This is a genomic window from Gemmatimonadaceae bacterium (assembly GCA_036504815.1).
Lineage (GTDB): Bacteria > Gemmatimonadota > Gemmatimonadetes > Gemmatimonadales > Gemmatimonadaceae > PNKL01.
In genome coordinates this window covers 57671-76110 of record DASXUN010000030.1, presented here as the reverse complement: position 1 = coordinate 76110, position 18440 = coordinate 57671, and the positions used below count along the sequence as shown (strand labels likewise).

The following is an 18440-nucleotide window of genomic DNA, read 5'->3' as shown; positions in this document are numbered from 1 at the left end:
CCGCACTTCACGCCCCCGGGCCGACCCGAAACGCGCGTTTGCGCGGTGGCGCCAGCTACTCGATGGCGGCCAGGAGGTCGTGGAGGCTCAGCGCATCGGCCGGCCGCGCGTTCCGGTCGGCCGACAGCAGGCGCATGACGAGCGCGTCCAGCGCCGGCGGCACTTCCTCGTTCCAGGCCGAGGGCGGCTTCGGGGTCTCTTCGAACACCTTCGCGATCAGCGTGATCGCCGACTCCGCGACGTGCGGCGGCCGGCCGGCGAGACATTCGTACAGCACGCAGCCGACGGCATACAGATCGGCGCGGACGTCGATGTCCTGCCCGATGAGCTGCTCCGGCGCCATATACGCCGGGGTGCCGACCAGCATGCCGGTCTGGGTCATGCCGCTCTGCGTGGAGGACAGCCGCGCGATGCCGAAGTCCATCACCTTCAGCACGCCGTCGGCTTCCACGACGATGTTCGCGGGCTTGATGTCGCGGTGGATGATTCCCTGCTCATGCGCCACCTCGAGGGCCCGGCAGAGCTGCTTGCCGACCGTCAGCGTGACGGCCACCGGCAGCCGACCGCGGTCGCGGATGATCTGCTTGAGCGACGGCCCCTCGACGTACTCCATGGTGATGAAGTAGACGCCGCCGTGTTCCCCCAGATCGTGCGTGCGCACGACGTTGCGGTGCGAGATGCGGCGCGCCAGACGGATCTCGCTCTTGAATCGCTCCACCGCCGAGGGGTCCATCGAGACGAAGTCGCGGCGCAAGGTCTTGATGGCAATGACCTCGCCGAGTTCGATGTCCACCGCCTTGAAGACGGACCCCATTCCCCCTATGCCAAGGACTTCCTTGACATCATAGCGATCGGCAAAGCGCATGCCGGGCGTGATCCCCGCCTCGCGCGCTGCCAGCTGGATCGAGGAGCGCATCTGCGCCAATTGCACGGTCATCGCCTCGGACGGAGCACCGCCGGAGAGGAACTCGACCATCGCCTGCTTCTCGCGCAGGTCGTGCAGCATCGCCCGGAACGCGTCGGCCAGCCGGCCCACCTCGTCGGCGCCCGATCCCGTGATGTCGGCGCCGTAGTCGCCATCCGCCGCGCGCCGCGTGGCGTCGACGAGCGCGCCAATGGGTCGCGTGATCTGGCGCGCAATCGCCGCCGCCGCGAGCGCGGCGAGCAGGAGGCCGAAGAGTCCGCCAAAGAGAATGGTGCTGCGCAGCCGGTTGAACGCGGCGAACTCGACGTCGCGATTGCGAAGCAGGACGAGGCCGCCGTACTCGACGCCTGACACCGAGCGCAGCGGCTCGGCCAGCGCCACGTAGTGCTCCTCCCCGATCACCGGATTGGTGCGGACAGCGCCGTTGGCCGCCGCGAGCGTGTCGCCGGTGCCCGGATTGGCGCTGGGCGGCAGCGCGCGCACCAGCGCCTCCAGGTCTTCGGTGCGCTGCAGGGTCGTGGTGAAGAGCCGCGCCGTTCCCGATGCCTGCCGCACGAAGAATGCGATGTCCACGTCGCCCTGCGCATTCCGCTTGATCGCCGCGGCGACGCTCGCATCGATCGGCGTGACCGCCATCAGCACGCCGGCAATCGCGCCGGCACCGACGATGGGAACGGTGACCGCCTGTGCCAGCGCGGAATCGCCGATGACGATGATGCCGTCGCTGGAGTTGCCCTGCAGTGCCGACTGGATGAGGGCGGAGCCGGCCAGCGTGTCGGCTGGGGCTCCGGGATCATCACTCTTGGCCAGCCGGATGCCGGCGGCGTCGGTGATCTGCGCCCATTGCACGCCGAGCTGCGCGGCCGCCTCCTGCGACTGATCCAGCATGCTGCTGAGATCGCGCCGCTGGACGAGCGCCCGAAAGTTGGGGTTCTGCACGAACACTTCCGCGCCGCCGCGAAGGGCGCGCGAACGCGACACCAGGATCTGCAGTGCCTGCTCGCGGGTTGAGCGCAGCGCCCGGTCCACCGCCGCGTCCGCCGTCCGGTTCGCTTCGAGCGCCGTGACGGCCAGCGTGGCCGCGAGCACGGTCGTGACGACGGCGGCCGTGGACAGGAAGATCCTCCACGTCAGCGAGCCGCGCTGCAAGGCAAAGAGCGGAGGAATCAAGTCAGTACCGATCCTTGCCGGTGCTGGTGTATTCCTTGCCGAACTTGTTCTTGTGCGCTCCGGCCACGAAGCCGCGAGCATCGAGCGTCGTGGCGAGGCCTTCAATCCCGGTGGCCGTCACGGTCACCGGTGTCACGACTTCAGGCGCCCGTTCGTGCCAGACATGCAACTCGTAGCTTCCCCCCGCCACCCCGTCGATCGTCCATCGGCCATCGTTCCCCGCCATCGTGTGATACGGCGTGGGCACCACCACGACGTACGCCGTCATCCGTGCGTGAATGTTGCAGTAGATGGGGAACGCCCCCGTCTTCCTGAAGGTGGCGGCCCGCGAGACACCGTTGGGGTACGTCCCGAGGTCGAACGCCGCGCCGGGCGCCGTGGAGAAGATGTTGTGGCTGAACGGATCCTGATTGGGATATTCCACCGCGCTTCCCGGCGTCACCACCCGCACGTGCGGCCGGAACTCCTTGCCATTCATCGCGATCGGTACCTTGGCGGAGGTGGTGCGCAGCGTCCGGCCGTCGGCGGGGAGCAGATAGACGACCGTGTTCCCGATGTCTGCGGTGACGTCTCCGGGGCGCTCGGTCATCGTCACGCGTCCACTGACCGCCCCCTGCGCGGCGAGGGCGGTCGGCAACGCCAGGATCGTGACAAGCGTGAGCACCGGCAGGCATTGCCGTATGCGGGGGGAGCGCGTCATGCTTTCGTAACCGAAAAGGGACAGGGCCACGTTATGACATTGCGAATACCTCGGTCAAGCACCCTGGCGCGACGCTGCGCGCCGCTGATCCTTGCGCTGGCCGCCCTGCCTGCCGCGGCCGCCGGGCAGAAACCCGACAGCACCAAGGCCGCCATCGATTCGCTCGGCGCCCGGCTTGAGCGCGCCGAGGAAATGATCGAGATGCTGCGGCAGCAGCTGGCCGCGCAGGGTGAGTCGTCGGTGAAATCGAAGTCCGGCATGACCGTCGAACTCCACGGCCGAGTGCTGATGAACGCCTTTGCCAACACGCGGCGCACGAACAATGCCGACGTGCCGTTCATCGTCCGTTCCGACACGGGCTACAGCTCGAACTACGGCGGCGCGGGCATGACCATTCGCCAGACGACGCTCGGACTCTCGGTGACCTCGTCGCACGTGATGGGCGCCGAATTCCTCGGCGACCTTGACGTCGATTTCTACGGCGGCCAACTGGCGAACATCGGCGGACGCACCCTGCCGCTCATTCGCATGCGGACCGCCCGCGCCGTGCTCACGTGGCCGCGTGCGGAACTGCTGCTCGGCCAGGAACAGCCGCTGGTCTCGAACCTGAACCCCGTCTCGCTCGCCGGCGTCGGCACGCCCGTATTCACCGCCGCTGGCAACACGTGGTACTGGATGCCGCAGGTGCGGCTGACTGTCGAGCGCCCGGGGAAGGTCCGTTGGGGAGTTGCCGGCGCCATCCTCGCCCCGATGACCGGCGAGTCGGTGGGCACTTTCGACACCGACTTTGACGCCGCCGAGCGCGCGCGCCGGCCGTATCTCGAAGGACGGGTGCGGGCCCGCTGGGGCGAGGACGAGTCGCTGGGAGAGATCGGCCTTGGCTATCACGTCGGATGGCTCTCGCCCGCACGCGACTCGATGCTCGAGAATCACGCCGTCACGCTCGATGCGCTCGTGCCCCTCGGGCGCCATGTGGAGGCCCGCGGCGAGTGGTTCAGCGGGCAAGGCATGCGCGTCCTCGGCGGCGGCCAGGTTGGGCAGCTTTATGGCAGGGGCGGTGTGGTGGTGCGCGGCAGCGGCGGCTGGGGACAGGTCAACGTGAAGCCGTCACCGCGCCTGCTGCTCGGCGCCGGCTACGGGTTTGACGACCCCCGGGACGCGGATCTGCCGGCGTCGGGACGGCTCAAGAATGTCTCGAGCGAAATGCACGCCATTGCGCATCCCGGCGGCCCACTGGTGCTGAGCTTCGAGTGGCGTCGCATGACCACCACGTACACGGCGCGGTCCTGGACGAACGATCACCTGAACGTCGGCGTGGGCTTCGAGTTCTAGCGAACGCGCGGCGGCGGTGCCGCCGCGCATTGCTCGGCCGATCCGCGATGCTCAGCCGGGCACGCTCAGGCGCACGGCGTCTCCACAGTTCAACTCGCCTTCGCCGAGGACCCGCCCGTACACGCGGCTCCATCCCGGATGCACCTTCTGGGAGATGCGCGTGGAGTCGGCATCGGCAAATGACGGCCGGATGCTCGTGCAGGGAGACGCATACCCGGTGATCTCGATCATGACGTCGCCGACCAGCAGGCGAGCGCCGGGGATGATTGCGTCCCAGTCGAGACCGCGAATGGTGAGATTCTCGCCCGTCGTGCCCGGTGCAACAGGGTGCCCTTCGTGTCGCAGGCTCTCGATGCGCTCGATCGCGTAGAGACATACCGCCCGGTCGGGCCCGCCGTGATGGCGCAGGTCGCGCTGGCCGTCGCCTTCAAGGCCGCCCGCGCTGATGCGCGCCGATTGCACCGGTAGCTTGGGCACTCCGCCGCGCGACACGTTGATGGAGACGATCACGCCCTGCTCATCGGTCATCGCCCGGCACCTCCGCCGTGACAAGACGCACGGGAATCCCGCCGTTCGTCGACTTCCATTGTTCCGTGAGCGGCAGGCGCAGCTGCCGCTCGAGATCGCGATCGGCGCTCAGCATCGCGAGGCGCCAGCCGGCCGCCTGCGCGCGCGCGACGTTGCCCAGCTGCGCGAACAGGTTGCGCAGCGGCGCCTTGTCGCCGACACGAATGCCGTAGGGAGGATTCACGATCAGCAGTCCCGGGCCTTCGCTCACGCGCAGCGCGCTCACCGACTGCTGCGCGACCGCAACGTCGGCGGTCACGCCGGCCCGGGCCGCGTTCGCGATGGTCGCGGCCACGGCGCCCGCATCGCGATCGGAGGCCGCGATGGGAACGCCGGGCGCCGGCCGTTCCTTCGCCAGCGCCTCGTCGCGCACCGCCTTCCACATCGCCGTGTCGTGCGCCGGCCAGCGTTCGAAGGCGAACGACCGCGCGCGCCCCGGCGCGAGGCGGCGGGCCAGCATGGCGGCTTCGATGGGGATGGTCCCCGATCCGCACATCGGATCGACCAGCGGTGTCGTCCCGTCCCAGTTCGCGCCCAGCAGCATCGCGGCTGCCAGCGTCTCACGCAGCGGCGCCTTCGCCGTCGCCTGCCGGTAGCCGCGGCGATGCAGCAGTTCGCCTGACGTGTCGGCGCTCAGCAGCAGGCGATCGCGGAAGACGCGCACGATGAACAGTTGCTCGGCGCCGCCTTCGTCTTCATCGGACCGCTCTGCGTCGGCGGACGCAATCCCGGGGATGCGCGCGGCCAGCGCCTCGGTCAGCCGCTGCGCCACCGCGCCGGAGTGATAGAGACGCGACTTTCGGCAGGTGACCCGAAAGCGGACCCGCTGCCCGACGGTGACGACCGTCTCCCACGGAACCCGTTTCGCGTGCCGCTCGACGTCGGCGAAGTTCAGCGCCTTGAACTCCGCCACGCGCAGCACCACGCGGCTCGCCGTCCGCAGGTGCAGGTTGGCGCGCATCACGTCACGCGCGCTGACGGTCGCCGACACCGCTCCCGGCTCCTCGCCACTCACGGTGATGCCAAGGGCGGCCAGCTCCCGCCGGGCCAGCGCCTCGAGGCCCGGCGCGGTGATGATCAGCGCGTCACGCGGTGCGCTGGCGGGTGTGCGGTGCGGCGGCATTCCCTGAAGTGTCGCGCCGTGCACGCCTTTCGCGCCAGCCGAGTCGCGGGCGTCAGGCCACCGCCACGTCCGAGCGATCCTGTGAGGCTCGTTGCTCGATCTTCGGCGTCATGTACAACCAGGTCATCTGTCCCGGCCGATGCTCAGCGAGCAGGCGCCGGCGCTCCGTCGGCGTGAACCGAGCGAGCGCCGGTGCGTCGGGTGGAATGGGCCGCTCGCCGTCCGGCGTGCTCGTGAGCGCCTGTATGTGGTGCGTGGCGCTGAACCGGATGATGAGCGCGGTCGTCACGCCGGGGCGGAGAAAGTCGTGACATTCAACGAGCAGGTCATGCCGGGCGAGCGCCGGCACGATCTTCGGCGAGAGCAGCTCGTCCTCGTAGCCCTCGCAGTCGCTGATCACCAGCATCGGACCTTGCGTCGCGAGCTCGGCGAGCAGGGGTGCATCACACGCCGCGCCGATGACCACGCGATGAGCGACCGCGTTCACCTGCGCCATGTCACGGCAGAGCTCGCGCGCCTCGGCGTCGGTGTCGAACGCGTACACCGTCGCGGACGGCAGGCGCCGGGCGAGTCCGACCGCGTAGTAGCCTTCGGCGCATCCGACATCGACCACCCGATCGTACGACTTCGCGCAGGCGTCCTCGATGCACGCGTGCAGCTCGCTCTCGTATGTGCCCAGAATCTTCGGGGTCAGCGCGCTGCCGACGGCTCGGCTGCCGGGATAGCGCATGCCCGCGAACGGCCCGCCGAGCACCACCAGCGGCGTACCGGCCGGCGGGAGGAAGCGGGCCGTGAGGGCGGCGAATCCCGTCGTCCGGTCAACCTCCGTTCGCGCCCACTCCAGATAGCGCACCATCCGAAGCACGCTCTTGTCCAGGATGCGCCAGAGGCCATCCTGGCGCACGCACCACTGCGCGAATTGCCTGACCAAACTCATTGTTCTCCCCGCCATCGTTGCGCGCCATCGCATGCGGTCCGCGCCGCCGCTGCGTTCAATCTGGCCCGTTGTGGACGGTTGCCGCGAGGCCGCGACTGCGGTTTGCCTCCACGTACCGCCACCCGCGCCAGCCGAGGAGGAGCGCGAAGATCAGGCTGTAGAGGATCGGCTGCGCCACATCGGCTTTCACCGACATCCACCAGTGGATGATGCCCAGCACCGGCACGACATAGACGAGACGATGCAGCATCACCCAGCGGCGCTTCAGGCGGGCAATCGCCGCACGGGTGGAGGTGATGGCGAGCGGCAGCATCACCAGCAGCGCGGTGAACCCGACGATGATGTACGTGCGCTTCGTCAGGTCCTTGGCGAGTTCGGCGCCGTCGAGCTGGATGTCGAGCAGCGCATACCACAGAAAGTGCGTGAGTCCGTAGAAGAACGCCGCGAGCCCGAAGGTGCGGCGGTCCCGTTGCAGCCAGTTCCACCCAAGGAGCCGGCGCGCCGGCGTGACCGCGAGGGCGGCGACGAGATACTTGATCGTCCATTGGCCGAGGACCAGTTCCCCTTCCTTCACGGGGTTCGATCCGAGGAAACGCGTCCCGAGCACGAAGTCGGAGACGAGCACCCCCAGCACCGCCGGCCCGGGAACGAGCACCGCGATCCAGACGGCCCACGTCCACCACCGCGGCCGCTGCATCCGCTTCACCCGTTCCTGCACGCGTCCCCCCTCGCCGAGCCTCTCGCCCCGCCCTCGTTCCACCTAGTAGTTCCGCCGCAGGTCCATCCCCGCGTACAGCGACGCCACCTGGTCTGCGTAGCCATTGAACATCAGGGTCGGGCGGCGCAGGAACTCGCCGATGCGCCGTTCCTTGGCCTGGCTCCAGCGCGGATGATCCACGGTCGGGTTGACGTTGCTGTAGAAGCCATATTCGTCCGGCGCCGAGACGTTCCAGGCGGTGGCTGGCTGCGTGTCGGTCAGTCGAATGCGCACGATCGACTTGATCCCCTTGAAGCCGTACTTCCACGGCACGACCAGGCGCAGCGGCGCGCCGTTCTGGTTGGGCAGGTCGCGTCCGTAGAGGCCGGTCACGAGCAGCGTCAGCGGATGCATCGCCTCATCGAGGCGCAGCCCCTCCACATACGGCCAGCGCAGCACGGGATATCGCTGCCCCGGCATGCGCGACGGATCGTACAGCGTCGTGAATTCCACGAATTTCGCGCCCGGCGTCGGCTCCGCCCGCTTGAGCACGTCCGACAGCATGATCCCGCGCCACGGGACCACCATCGACCAGGCTTCCACGCAGCGATGCCGATAGATGCGGTCCTCGACTCGGCTCGGCTTCAGGAAGTCCTCGAGCGCGTAGCTCGCGGGCTTCCGCACCAGCCCCTCGACGCGCACCGTCCAGGGCCGCGGCTTGAAACCGCGCGCCATCTCCGCCGGATCCGACTTGTCGGTCCCGAACTCGTAGAAGTTGTTGTAGGTGGTCACGTCCTCCCACGGCGTCGGCTTGTCGTCCGGCTGCAGGCCGTACGGCTTGCCGGGCGCCTGCTGTCCCCGCGCCTCGCGCGGCAACAGTGCCGAAGCGCCGGCGATCGCACCCACCGTGAGGCCGGCGGCGGCCAGCCATTCACGGCGCGTGAGGTAGAGCGGCTCCGGGGTGATCTCCGATGAGCGCAGGTCCTGCGGCACGGCGGGACGGATCAGCATGGGTCGGGGGGCTGGAGGTAGCTGACGTACCTGCACGGCGGCATCGTGGTTCCCTGGGATGGGCTGACGGGTCCGCGTAGGGAGCGTAACTTCAGGCAGTGCGCGCGGGCAACACCCCGCCCTGCCGATGAACGCCACCACACCGCCGATGGTTCGCCCTCGCCGCCCGGGACCCACCGCCACCAATGCAGACCGCTGACACCACCGGAACCTTCACGCGCGCCGCGGACGCCGCGGACCGCCTCATGGCCGGCGGCACCTTCCTTGGCAGCACACCGGAACAGTGGCTGCAGGCCGTGGCGGCGGCCGGGATCGGCATGGCGCTGCTGTGGCTGCTGCGCACGGTCACCGAACACCGGCTGGCGAAGCTCGCCGCGCAGACTGAGACCGTGGCCGACGACTTCGCCATCGAGATCGTCCACGGCATCCGGACGTCGCTCTTTGTCTTCGTCGCGCTCGTCGGCATCGACGCCTTCATCACGTTCCCGCCGCCGGCCGACGAAGCGGTGCGGATCATCAAGATCCTCGCCCTCGTGCTGCAGGGCTTTGCCTGGACCAACGTCATCGTCGGGTTCTGGCTTGGCCAATGGGCGCGCAACAACCCGCAGCAGAGCGACCGCACCACGATGGCGGCGCTGGGCTTCGGGGTCCGACTGGCCCTGTGGGTCCTGCTGGTGCTGCTCGCCCTGCAGAACTACGGCGTCAACATCACCACGCTCATCACCGGCCTCGGCGTGGGCGGCATCGCGATTGCGCTCGCGGTGCAGAACATTCTCGGCGACCTGTTCGCGGCCCTCTCCATCGTGCTCGACAAGCCCTTCGTCGTCGGCGATTACATCGTGGTCGACCAGCACGAGGGGACCGTGGAAAAGGTCGGGCTGAAGACGACGCGCATTCGCAGCGTGAATGGCGAGGAGATCATCATCGCCAATGCCGACCTGCTGAAGATCCGCATCCGCAACCTCGCGCGACGCGAGAGCCGCCGGTACGTGCTGCACACCACGGTCGCGCTCAGCACCGACGCGGTGCGCCTGTCGGGCATTCCCGAACTGTTCAAGCAGGCCGTCGAGGGACAGCCGTACGTGACGTTCCAGCGGTCGCACCTCATCGGCACCACGCCGGCCGGCCATGAGTTCGAGACGGCGTTCCTCGTCACGACGGCCGACTGGCTGACGGGGCTGGACGCGCGTCAGGCCATCTTGCTCCGTGTCTACTCGGCCTTCCAGCGTGAGGGCATCACCCTCGCGTCCGGCGTGGCGACCGTCACCTCGGCGCGAGGCACCGCGTGACGGACCTCCCCATCGTTCGCATCGGCGAGGGGAGCGCAGCCCCGCTGCGCACGGTGCGCGAGATCTGGCATTATCGCGACCTCTTCGGGGCGCTGGGCGGGCGCGACCTGCGCCTGCGCTACCGCCAGACTTTTCTCGGGGTCGCGTGGGTCGTGCTGCAGCCGCTCGCCGCCGCCGGCATCTTCGCGTTCGTCTTCGGGACCATCGCCCACGTCCCCACCGACGACCGGCCGTATGTCCTGTTCGCCCTCGCCGCGCTCGCCGGGTGGAACTTCTTCTCCAGCGTGCTGACGCGCGCCAGTACGTCGCTCATCCAGAATCCGCAGCTCGTCACGCGCGTCTACTTTCCACGGCTCATCCTCCCCCTCTCCGTCGTCCCGGCGGCGCTGGTGGACCTGCTGGTGACGCTCGCCGCCTTCGCGGTGATCGCCGTGGCGCAGGGACAGGCGTTCAGTGCCCGCGTGCTTCTGCTGCCGGTCGCCATTGTGCTGCTCGGCGCGCTCGCACTTGGCGCCGGATTTGCCGCGGCGGCGCTCGCGGTGCGCTATCGCGACGTGCAATACCTGATCCCCGTCGCCATCCAGCTCGCGCTTTACGCCAGCCCGGTGGCGTACTCCGCATCGGCGGTGCCGGCCCGGTGGCAGGCGCTGTACTACGCCAACCCGCTGGCGGCCCCCATCGAGCTCGTGCGCTGGTCGCTGCTCGGCACGCCGGCGCCGGCAACGCGCGCGCTGCTGTACAGCGTTGGCGCCGCCCTCGTGCTGGTCGCGGGCGGAAGCGCCGTCTTCCGCGGCATCGAGCGGAGCTTCGCCGATGAGATCTGACGAACTCGCCATCCGGGCCGAGCGGCTCGGCAAGGCGTACCGGATCGGCCGCGGGCCGCGGGCGACCACGCTCGCCGAGCGTCTCGTCACGGCCGTGCGCCACCCCTTCACGGGCGGCCGCGCCGAACTGTTCTGGGCGCTGCGCGATGCGGGGTTCGAGATCCCGCGTGGACAGGCCGTGGGCATCATCGGCCGGAACGGCGCCGGCAAGAGCACCCTTCTGAAGCTGCTCAGCCGCATCACGACGCCGTCCACCGGGTGGGCCGAGCTGCACGGCCGCGTGGGCTCGCTCATTGAAGTCGGCACCGGATTCCATCCCGAGCTGACCGGCCGCGAGAACGTCTTCCTCAACGGCGCGATTCTCGGCATGCGGCGGCATGAGGTGGCGCGGCGCTTCGACGCCATCGTGGAATTCGCCGGCATCGAGCGCTTCATCGACACGCCCGTCAAGCGCTACAGCAGCGGCATGTACATGCGCCTCGCCTTTGCGGTCGCCGCGCACCTCGACGCCGAGATCCTGGTGGTGGACGAGGTGCTTGCCGTCGGCGACCAGGAGTTCCAGCGCAAGTGCCTGGGCAAGATGGGCGAGGTGGCCGGCGCCGGGCGCACCGTGCTGTTCGTGAGCCACGCGATGCAGGCCGTCTCGACATTGACGACGCGCACCCTGGTGCTCGAGCGCGGCCAGATCGCCTTTGACGGGGCCACGGCGGACGGGCTCGCCTTCTATCGCGCGCTGCAGTCGGAAGGAGCCGGATCACCGCACGCCTACCGGGCCCCGGCCGGCCGCGCGGGCGTCCACCTCGTGGACGGGCACGTAGTCGCATCCGCCGGCGACGGACTGCATCGCCACGGCGACCCGTTTGCCCTGACGTTCACGCTCGAGGTGCCGGAGCCAGTCAGCCAGCTCTGCTTCTCCGTGCATGTCGTCGATGAGAGCGACCGCAACGTGGCTCACTTCTGGATCTACGGCGACGGCCCGGAGTTCCGGAATGCGACGGGGCGGTTCGCGGTGCGGATCGACATCCCCAGGTTCCGGCTCGCCATGGGGCACTACACCCTCAGCGTCTGGGTCACCGACCGCGCCACCCATACCATCTTTGAGAATCTCAGCGGGCTCTGCCCGTTCGACGTGACCATGGAAGGCCAGGCCCGCCCGGACTACGACTGGCATCCGGCGCACATGGTCTACCACGAGGACTACACCTTTGGCGTGACCCGCGCCTAGCGGCCACGCGTACCGCCCACCACCCCCTGAGGAACTCCATGTCCGAGAAGACGCAGGATTTCACGCACCATACGCGCTGGGACGTGCTCTATCACTTCATCGCGTCGCCCATCGCGCTGTTCAACGTCATCATCCAGGCGCGGCACGCCTACTACGCCCCGACGCGCTACGCGCTCTGGAACGTGGTGCTCTCGATCGGCTTCTTCGCCATCGTCTGGTCGGCCCGCATCATGGCCCTCACGGTGCAGGACCGCGTCATCCGGCTCGAGATGCGCCTCAAGCTGCGCGAACTGGGCGTGCCCGACGCCGACATCCGCCGCATCACCGTGCGGCAGTTCGTCGGGCTCCGCTTCGCGAGCGACGCCGAACTTCCGGGGCTGGTGCAGCGCGTGGTGAGGGGCGAACTCGTCGAGCAGAAGGACATCAAGGCCGCCATCAAGGATTGGCAGGCCGACTGGCAGCGCGCCTGAGCGCGGGCTAGCGGGACGGCAGCAGGGCGGCGTGCCAGCTGTCGGCGGCGCGCCGCTCGAAATGCGCGCGATACGAGCCCGCGTCCGTGATGGACAGGTCCATCACGGCGGTGTCCGCGCCCACGTGTCCCGCGCGCGCCAGCAGCGAGAAGTCGTCACGCGTCAGCGCATGCACAAAGCCGGCGGCGTCGCGGTAGTACACGAGCGAACTGTCGAGGAGCGTCGTGCCGATGCCGGCTTCGAGCTGCTTCAGCGCGCGATACAGCCCGTCGATGGAGCACCCCGAGGCGCCTTCGCGCGAGGTGTCGACGCCGACCGCCAGGAACCGCTCGTCGCGCCAGTCGCGCGCGGCGTACAGCGGCTGCCCGTGCGCCTTCCACGTCAGCAGGAAGGAATCGACCGCCGTCAGCACGCGCCGCGCATCGACGTCATCAACAGGGGCGGCGGCGCCAAACAGCCAAACGCGCGCGTCGGCGGGAAGCTCCGAGAATTCGAGGATCGGCATGCGTCATCCGGGTGAGCAGGGGGCAGGTCCCGGCAATCTACTGCGCTCGCTTCGCTGAACGAACGGGGCGCAGCCACTGCAGCCGCGGTTCGAGCCGGGCCCGCCAGTTCAGTGCTGGTCGTTCGACGAGATAGTATGAGGCCATGGCGAAGAGCAGCGCCACGGCGACGTTCTGGGGTGGCTGCTCCCACCAGCGGCTCGACCCCGGGGCATGGAACGGCTGCTGCCAGAGGTACAGCGAATACGAGAGGCGGCCCACCCAGGCCACGGGTTCCCAGTTGAGCGGGCGGGCCAGCAGGTGCGTCGGATGCGTCATCGCCCAGTCGAGCAGGAGCACGGTCCCCAATACCGCGCCCGGCATCATGAGGTCGGCGCGCCGCCAATAGCCAAGTCCGGTCCACGACGCCGCGACGACCAGGATCCCAAGCAGCGGAAAGGCGGGGTGGGCCAGCCCACGTGCATACCAGGGAGTGGCGTGCAGGCGGGTCCGCACGAGGGCGAGCAGCGACCCCGCCGCCAGCCAGTCCGCGACGCCCCGGAAGGCGTACTGCGCGGCCTCGCCGATGCGGAACAGGTACGCGTACGCCCCGACACGCCAGAGCGCCGCCCCCACGATCACCCCCACCAGGAGCGGACGCGCCCGGCGCGGCCCGAGCAGCAGCAGGACGCCCGGCCAGAGGAGGTAGAACTGCTCCTCGATGGACAGCGACCACGCATGCACCACCGGCCAGGCCGCGGTGAGCGCCCGGAAGTTCATCGTGAACGTCCACGCATGCAGCGCGTCGCCCGGATGCAGGGAGAACACACCGAACGCCGCCAGCGTCACCGTCACGGCGAGGTAGGCGTAGTACGGCGGAAGAATGCGGAGCGTGCGGCGATAGTAGAAACGGCGCAACGAGATGTCGCCGCGCGCTTCGTACTCCGCGAGCAGGAGCGTGGTGATCAGGAAGCCGGAGATCGCGAAGAAGATCCGCACCCCGAGCCCGCCGGTGTGCGTCGCGTAACCGACCTGTCGCAGCCCGGCCGGCGCGGAATCCTGGCTGGCCAGGTGATAGACAATGACGAGCGCGATGGAAAGCGCGCGAAACCCGTCGAGGGACGGGATGCGCGCGCGATCAGGACGCGGCGGTGAAGTCGGCTCCGACACGCGCACAATTTCGCACGGCGCGGCGGGATGCACCATCAGCGCGCACGCCGCACACCCCCGTTGCATCTCGTCGCACCGCACACCACTCTCCCTGCGATGCACAGCGCCGACTCCTTCCTGTATACGCTCGCGGTGGTGTGCGGCGTCGCCGCCCTCACCACCGTGCTCTGCCAGCGCATTCGCCTCCCGGTCGTGTTTGGCTACCTGCTGGCCGGCATGATCGTCGGGCCCCACGTTCCCGTGCCCCTGATCGCCGACGCCGCGACCGTGTCGTCGCTCGCCGAAGTCGGCGTCGTGCTGTTGATGTTCTCCATCGGCCTCGAGTTCTCGCTGCGCCGGATGCTGCGGCTGGCCCCCGTGTCGGGGCTGGTGGCGCTGCTCGAGACGACCGCGATGTTCGGGCTCGGCGTCGCGGCGGCGGAACTGCTGGGATGGTCCGCCCGGGAAGCCATCTTCACCGGGGCCATCGTCGCCATCTCCTCGACGACCATCATCGCGCGGGCCTTCAACGACCGGCCCGTCGAGCCGGCCGTGAAGGAGACGGTCTTCGGCATCCTCGTGTTCGAGGACCTCATCGCCATCCTCCTCCTCGCGGCGCTCTCGACGCTCGGCAGCGGAAACGCGATGACCGCGCGCAGCCTCGGCGGCACGGTGCTGCAGCTGGTCACCTTCCTCGCCGCGCTCATCGGCCTCGGCCTCCTCGTGGTGCCGCGCTTCATCCGCTCCGTGGCGCGGCTGCGGCGCGACGAGACGACGCTCGTCACCACGGTGGGCCTGGCCTTCGCCGCCGCGCTGCTCGCCGTGGCGTTCGGCTACTCGGCCGCGCTCGGCGCCTTCCTGATGGGTGCCCTCGTGGCCGAATCGGGTGCGGCGCATGCCATCGCGAGGCTGCTCGCGCCCCTGCGCGATTTCTTTGCCGCCGTGTTTTTCGTCGCGGTCGGCATGTCCATCGACCCGGCGCTGGTCGCGCGTCACTGGGGCGCCGTGGCGGTCATCACGGTCGTGGTGCTGGGCGGCAAGGCGCTCGCCGTCACCGGCGCGGTCTTCTTCTCCGGTCGTGACGTGCGCACCAGCGTGCGGGCGGCGATGAGCCTCGCCCAGATCGGCGAGTTCTCGTTCATCATCGTCGGCGTCGGCGTGGCGTCGGGCACGGTCGGCGATCAGCTGCTGCCCGTCGCGGTGGCGGCGTCGGCCATCACCACCCTCACCACGCCGGCGTTGATCGCCGCCTCCGCCGGCGTCGCGGCGCGCATCGACCGCGCGCTCCCCGCGCCGCTGCAGACCTTCGTGGCCCTGTACGGCTCCTGGTTCGAGGCGATGCGCCGCGGCGGTGAACCGCAGCACCGGTCGCACGCGCGTCAACTGGTCGGGTTTCTCCTCGTCGATGTCGGCACCCTGATCGCCATCGTCGTGGCGGCTGCGGTCGAGATGCCGCGCGGCATGTCCCTGCTCCAGCGCTGGACGGGCGCGGGTCCGCAGGTTGCGCAGTTGTTGGTGCTGGCGGTCGCCGCCCTGGCGGCAGCGCCGCTGGCCCTCGGCCTGTTCCGGTCGGCCAGCCGCCTCGGCGGCCTGCTCTCGGAGCGCGCCCTGCCCGTGCCGCCGCGTGGCGTGGACTTCGGGTTTGCGCCGCGACGGGCGCTGGCCGTCTCGCTGCAGGGCGGCATCCTGCTGCTCGCCTGTGTGCCGGTGGTCGCCGTCGCCCAGCCGTTCCTGCCACCCCTGCGCGGCGCGGCGGCCCTGCTGCTGCTGGTGATGGTCATCGGCGTGCTGGTCTGGCGCGGTGCCGCGACGCTGCAGGGTCACGCGGAAGCGGGCGCGCAGCTGCTGGTATCGGCACTCCGGCACCAGATGGCGGAGACTGGCTCGTATCCGGTGCCGCAGCCGATTGCGCACGCCGAAGAACTGCTCCCGGGCATGGGGACGCCGGTGGGTGTCGCCATCGAGGCATCACACGCGGCCGCGGGCCGATCGCTGCGCGAACTCAACGTGCGCGCGCGCACTGGGGCTGGTGTGCTGGCCATCGCGCGCGGCGAGGAGCGCATCCTGATTCCGCGCGGCGCCGAGGTGATACACGCGGGCGACGTGCTGGCGCTCGCTGGAACGCGAGAGGCGGTCGCGGCGGCGATTGCGTTGCTCACGGCTCCGCGCTCGGCCGACTGAAGCGCTGGCGCGTAACAGTATTCCAGGTTCGATCTACGATCTGTCACCATTTTTAGCGCCACTAACACGCCATCATCGCGTATCTATAGCGATAATTTCGGTTTCACGTTCCTCTGACAGTAGAGCCCCAGTCGGACCAGCCGTCCGCCACCGACCTTCGCGTCGAGCTCGGCGTCTCCACAGCGTCACATCGCAGCCACTCTGCACGGCGTGTCTTTCACGACCGCGAGTCTCTCGCGACCGTCGCCTAGACGCGACCGCAACAGTTGCGCGACCACGAGTCTTTCGCGACCGCGTGCTCGTCGCGAGCACGTGCCCATCGAAGCCGTGCGGCTCCCGCGACGTCGGTCAATCGCACGTGTGGCGGCAACGACGTGCGCGATCGGCGTGCGTCGTGGGCGGCCACGTCCGGTGCGATCCTGCCTGCATCTCGGGGGCGCGCCCGCGTGAGTGGAGCGCTATTTTACTCTCGCCCTGCGAGAGACCGGGCGTCACCTCGAAACCGACGCGTATGACGAACCGACTGACCCCCGCACTGACGCGGGCCGCGACCTGTACGCTGCTCCTCTCGCTCGCCGCCTCACCGCTGGCGGCACAGGGCGCTCGCGGCGAAGGCGTGGGCCCTGGCGGCACCTTTCCATATGCCAGCGTCTTCCTGGGCACGGGCGGCAGCATCGCCTTCACGGCCGACCTGAACCAGCGCCTCGACACGGCCAAGTACTTCGCCGTGTCCAATGATGCCATCTCGTACGGCGGCGGTGCTCGCATCGGCTTCGGCCGTATGGTGCTCGGCGGCGAGTACGCGATGACCGATTTCGGCGAGGAGGGCGACCCCCGCAGCGGCCGCACCTCAGCGCTGCGCAGCCGATTCTATCTCGGTCAGTTCGGGTACACGTGGTATGCAGGACGGCACCTGAATCTCTACCCCATGCTCGGTGTCGGCGCGGGCACGATGGTGCTGACGCTCTCGGATCGCAACGGCGGCGGCGCGCCGCCAGCCGGCGTGGATCCCAGCTTCACGGAAGTCGCCCTGCACCCGAACTATTCGTCGAAGCTCGACGCGACGTACCTGCTCTTCGAACCGGCAATTGGCGCCGACTGGCTCGTGCTCCGCTCGGTTGGCGATCGCTTCGGCCTGACGATTGGCGCGCGGGCGGGCAAGAAGATCGCGCCAAATCGCGCCGCATGGCACTTCGACGGCCGCAAGGTGGTGGGCGGACCGGACGTGGGTCCGGATGGCGGGTGGTTCCGCCTGACGGCCGGCATCGGCTGGCGCCGCTAGGCGCCGCGTGGCCTCACGCCATGGCGATCGACCGACCTCCGATGCGATGAATCGCGAGACGCTCCCGACGGTCGCGGTTTGCATCCCGACCTACAATCAGGCCCAGTTCGTGGGCCGGGCCGTCGAGAGTGCGCTGCGGCAGACGGACTTTCCGCACGTCGAAGTCTGGGTCTCGGACGACGCGAGCACCGACGAGACCCCCGGCGTCATGACGGCGCTCAGCGCGCGCGATCCGCGCGTGCACTACCATCGGCACGACACGAACCTCGGCATCGCCGAGAATTCGTCGTGGGTGCTCAAGCAGCCGTCGGCGGCGTTCGTCGTCCGCCTCGACTCCGACGACTTGCTGCTTCCCGACTTCGTGCGCGTGCTCCACGCCAAGCTATTGGAGCATCCGGACGCCGCGTACGCGCACTCGTCCGTCGCGGTCATCGACGCCAACGACGTCGTGCAAAGCGTCAGCCATCTGCACCGGCCCCAGGAGTTCGTCAGCGCCGATGCGGCCCTGCGCGAGGCCCTGAAGGGATACAAGACCGTCGCGAACATCCTGATGTTCCGGGCCGAGGCGTTGCGCCGCGCGAACTACTATCACGGCCGCCCCAGCTACACCGAAGACTACGATCTCTCGGTGCGGCTGGCGGACCTCGGATACGGCAACGTGTACGTGCACGAAGTGCTCGCGCACTACCGCGTGTGGGGCGACGCGCAGGGGACGCGGCACCATCGCAAGGTGATGCACCTGCGCGGCCTGATCCGGCTCTTCCATGGCCCGTTTGCGGAGGCCTACGCCCGCCGCGGATGGAACCAGGCCGAGGTGCGGCGGGCGCGGCGGCGTGTGGCGGTGCGGTTCGCGACGTCGGTCTTCATGCCGTGGATCACGCCGACGGAACGCGCGGAGCTGGTCCCGATGCTCTACGAACTCGACAACGGATGGCGCGTGCACCTGCGGGTGCGCTTGCTCCGAATTGGCCTGGCGCCCGTCTTTGCCGCCCTCTCCCGAGGGGACACCGTCCTGCGGCGATGGGCGAAGCGCGTGCTGGCTGCGTTGCGCGGGCTGCGTCGCGCGCCCTGAGTCG

The 18440-nt window shown here is 69.3% G+C and carries 17 protein-coding genes; 8 read left to right on the top strand and 9 right to left on the bottom strand.

Features of this window, described 5'->3' with window-relative positions:
- Nucleotides 1-55: 55 nt before the first annotated feature.
- On the bottom strand, nucleotides 56-2095 hold the full coding sequence (locus VGJ96_14450) for a protein kinase (protein ID HEY3288317.1): 2040 nt from the start codon (nucleotides 2093-2095) through the stop codon (nucleotides 56-58).
- A 1-nt stretch (nucleotide 2096) separates the two neighbouring features.
- Nucleotides 2097-2795, bottom strand: a complete 699-nt coding sequence (locus VGJ96_14445; GenBank protein ID HEY3288316.1) for a hypothetical protein — start codon at nucleotides 2793-2795, stop codon at nucleotides 2097-2099.
- Nucleotides 2796-2828: 33 nt separating this feature from the next.
- Between VGJ96_14445 and VGJ96_14440 the strand changes: the two genes are divergently transcribed.
- Entirely contained in the window at nucleotides 2829-4127 is a 1299-nt protein-coding gene (locus tag VGJ96_14440) for a hypothetical protein (protein ID HEY3288315.1), read from the top strand.
- 51 nt (nucleotides 4128-4178) lie between these two features.
- Here the strand turns inward: VGJ96_14440 and VGJ96_14435 are convergent, their stop codons facing one another.
- Genes VGJ96_14435 through msrP form a run of 5 tightly spaced genes read right to left on the bottom strand, consistent with a single transcriptional unit; the run spans nucleotide 4179 to nucleotide 8462 of the window.
- Nucleotides 4179-4655 carry an MOSC domain-containing protein gene (locus tag VGJ96_14435; protein ID HEY3288314.1) on the bottom strand — a complete coding sequence of 159 codons (477 nt, stop codon included), beginning with the start codon at nucleotides 4653-4655 and terminating at the stop codon, nucleotides 4179-4181.
- A complete protein-coding gene (locus VGJ96_14430; GenBank protein HEY3288313.1) occupies nucleotides 4645-5817 on the bottom strand; it encodes a class I SAM-dependent RNA methyltransferase in 1173 nt (390 codons plus the stop codon). Before VGJ96_14430 ends, VGJ96_14435 begins: the two co-directional genes overlap by 11 nt.
- A 52-nt stretch (nucleotides 5818-5869) precedes the next feature.
- On the bottom strand, nucleotides 5870-6754 hold the full coding sequence (locus tag VGJ96_14425; protein HEY3288312.1) for a class I SAM-dependent methyltransferase: 885 nt from the start codon (nucleotides 6752-6754) through the stop codon (nucleotides 5870-5872).
- 55 nt (nucleotides 6755-6809) lie between these two features.
- On the bottom strand, nucleotides 6810-7472 hold the full coding sequence (locus tag VGJ96_14420; GenBank protein HEY3288311.1) for a protein-methionine-sulfoxide reductase heme-binding subunit MsrQ: 663 nt from the start codon (nucleotides 7470-7472) through the stop codon (nucleotides 6810-6812).
- 42 nt (nucleotides 7473-7514) lie between these two features.
- Complete coding sequence (gene msrP, locus VGJ96_14415; GenBank protein HEY3288310.1) at nucleotides 7515-8462, bottom strand: protein-methionine-sulfoxide reductase catalytic subunit MsrP; 948 nt, start codon at nucleotides 8460-8462, stop codon at nucleotides 7515-7517.
- Nucleotides 8463-8647: 185 nt separating this feature from the next.
- Between msrP and VGJ96_14410 the strand changes: the two genes are divergently transcribed.
- The 4 genes from VGJ96_14410 to VGJ96_14395 are packed head-to-tail and all read left to right on the top strand — an operon-like array spanning nucleotide 8648 to nucleotide 12270.
- Nucleotides 8648-9751 carry a mechanosensitive ion channel domain-containing protein gene (locus tag VGJ96_14410; GenBank protein HEY3288309.1) on the top strand — a complete coding sequence of 368 codons (1104 nt, stop codon included), beginning with the start codon at nucleotides 8648-8650 and terminating at the stop codon, nucleotides 9749-9751.
- On the top strand, nucleotides 9748-10575 hold the full coding sequence (locus tag VGJ96_14405) for an ABC transporter permease (protein HEY3288308.1): 828 nt from the start codon (nucleotides 9748-9750) through the stop codon (nucleotides 10573-10575). The genes VGJ96_14410 and VGJ96_14405 overlap by 4 nt, the downstream gene beginning before the upstream one ends.
- On the top strand, nucleotides 10565-11800 hold the full coding sequence (locus VGJ96_14400; GenBank protein ID HEY3288307.1) for an ABC transporter ATP-binding protein: 1236 nt from the start codon (nucleotides 10565-10567) through the stop codon (nucleotides 11798-11800). The genes VGJ96_14405 and VGJ96_14400 overlap by 11 nt, the downstream gene beginning before the upstream one ends.
- Nucleotides 11801-11838: 38 nt before the next feature.
- Nucleotides 11839-12270: a DUF6526 family protein gene (locus VGJ96_14395; protein HEY3288306.1), complete on the top strand. Its 432-nt coding sequence runs from the start codon at nucleotides 11839-11841 to the stop codon at nucleotides 12268-12270.
- A 7-nt stretch (nucleotides 12271-12277) separates the two neighbouring features.
- Here VGJ96_14395 and VGJ96_14390 read toward each other — a convergent pair whose 3' ends face one another.
- On the bottom strand, nucleotides 12278-12775 hold the full coding sequence (locus VGJ96_14390; GenBank protein HEY3288305.1) for a hypothetical protein: 498 nt from the start codon (nucleotides 12773-12775) through the stop codon (nucleotides 12278-12280).
- A gap of 37 nt (nucleotides 12776-12812) precedes the next feature.
- The gene (locus tag VGJ96_14385; protein HEY3288304.1) at nucleotides 12813-13958 is read right to left on the bottom strand and encodes an acyltransferase; all 1146 of its coding nucleotides are present in this window, start codon (nucleotides 13956-13958) and stop codon (nucleotides 12813-12815) included.
- 60 nt (nucleotides 13959-14018) lie between these two features.
- On the opposite strand from VGJ96_14385, the gene VGJ96_14380 reads away from it, so the two are divergent.
- The 3 genes from VGJ96_14380 (at nucleotide 14019) to VGJ96_14370 (ending at nucleotide 18436) form a co-directional block, all read left to right on the top strand.
- Nucleotides 14019-16082, top strand: coding sequence for a cation:proton antiporter (locus tag VGJ96_14380; GenBank protein HEY3288303.1), 2064 nt, complete (start codon nucleotides 14019-14021; stop codon nucleotides 16080-16082).
- Nucleotides 16083-16593: 511 nt separating this feature from the next.
- Nucleotides 16594-17364, top strand: a complete 771-nt coding sequence (locus VGJ96_14375) for a hypothetical protein (GenBank protein HEY3288302.1) — start codon at nucleotides 16594-16596, stop codon at nucleotides 17362-17364.
- A gap of 7 nt (nucleotides 17365-17371) precedes the next feature.
- Nucleotides 17372-18436: a glycosyltransferase gene (locus VGJ96_14370; protein HEY3288301.1), complete on the top strand. Its 1065-nt coding sequence runs from the start codon at nucleotides 17372-17374 to the stop codon at nucleotides 18434-18436.
- The last annotated feature ends 4 nt before the right edge of the window (nucleotides 18437-18440 follow it).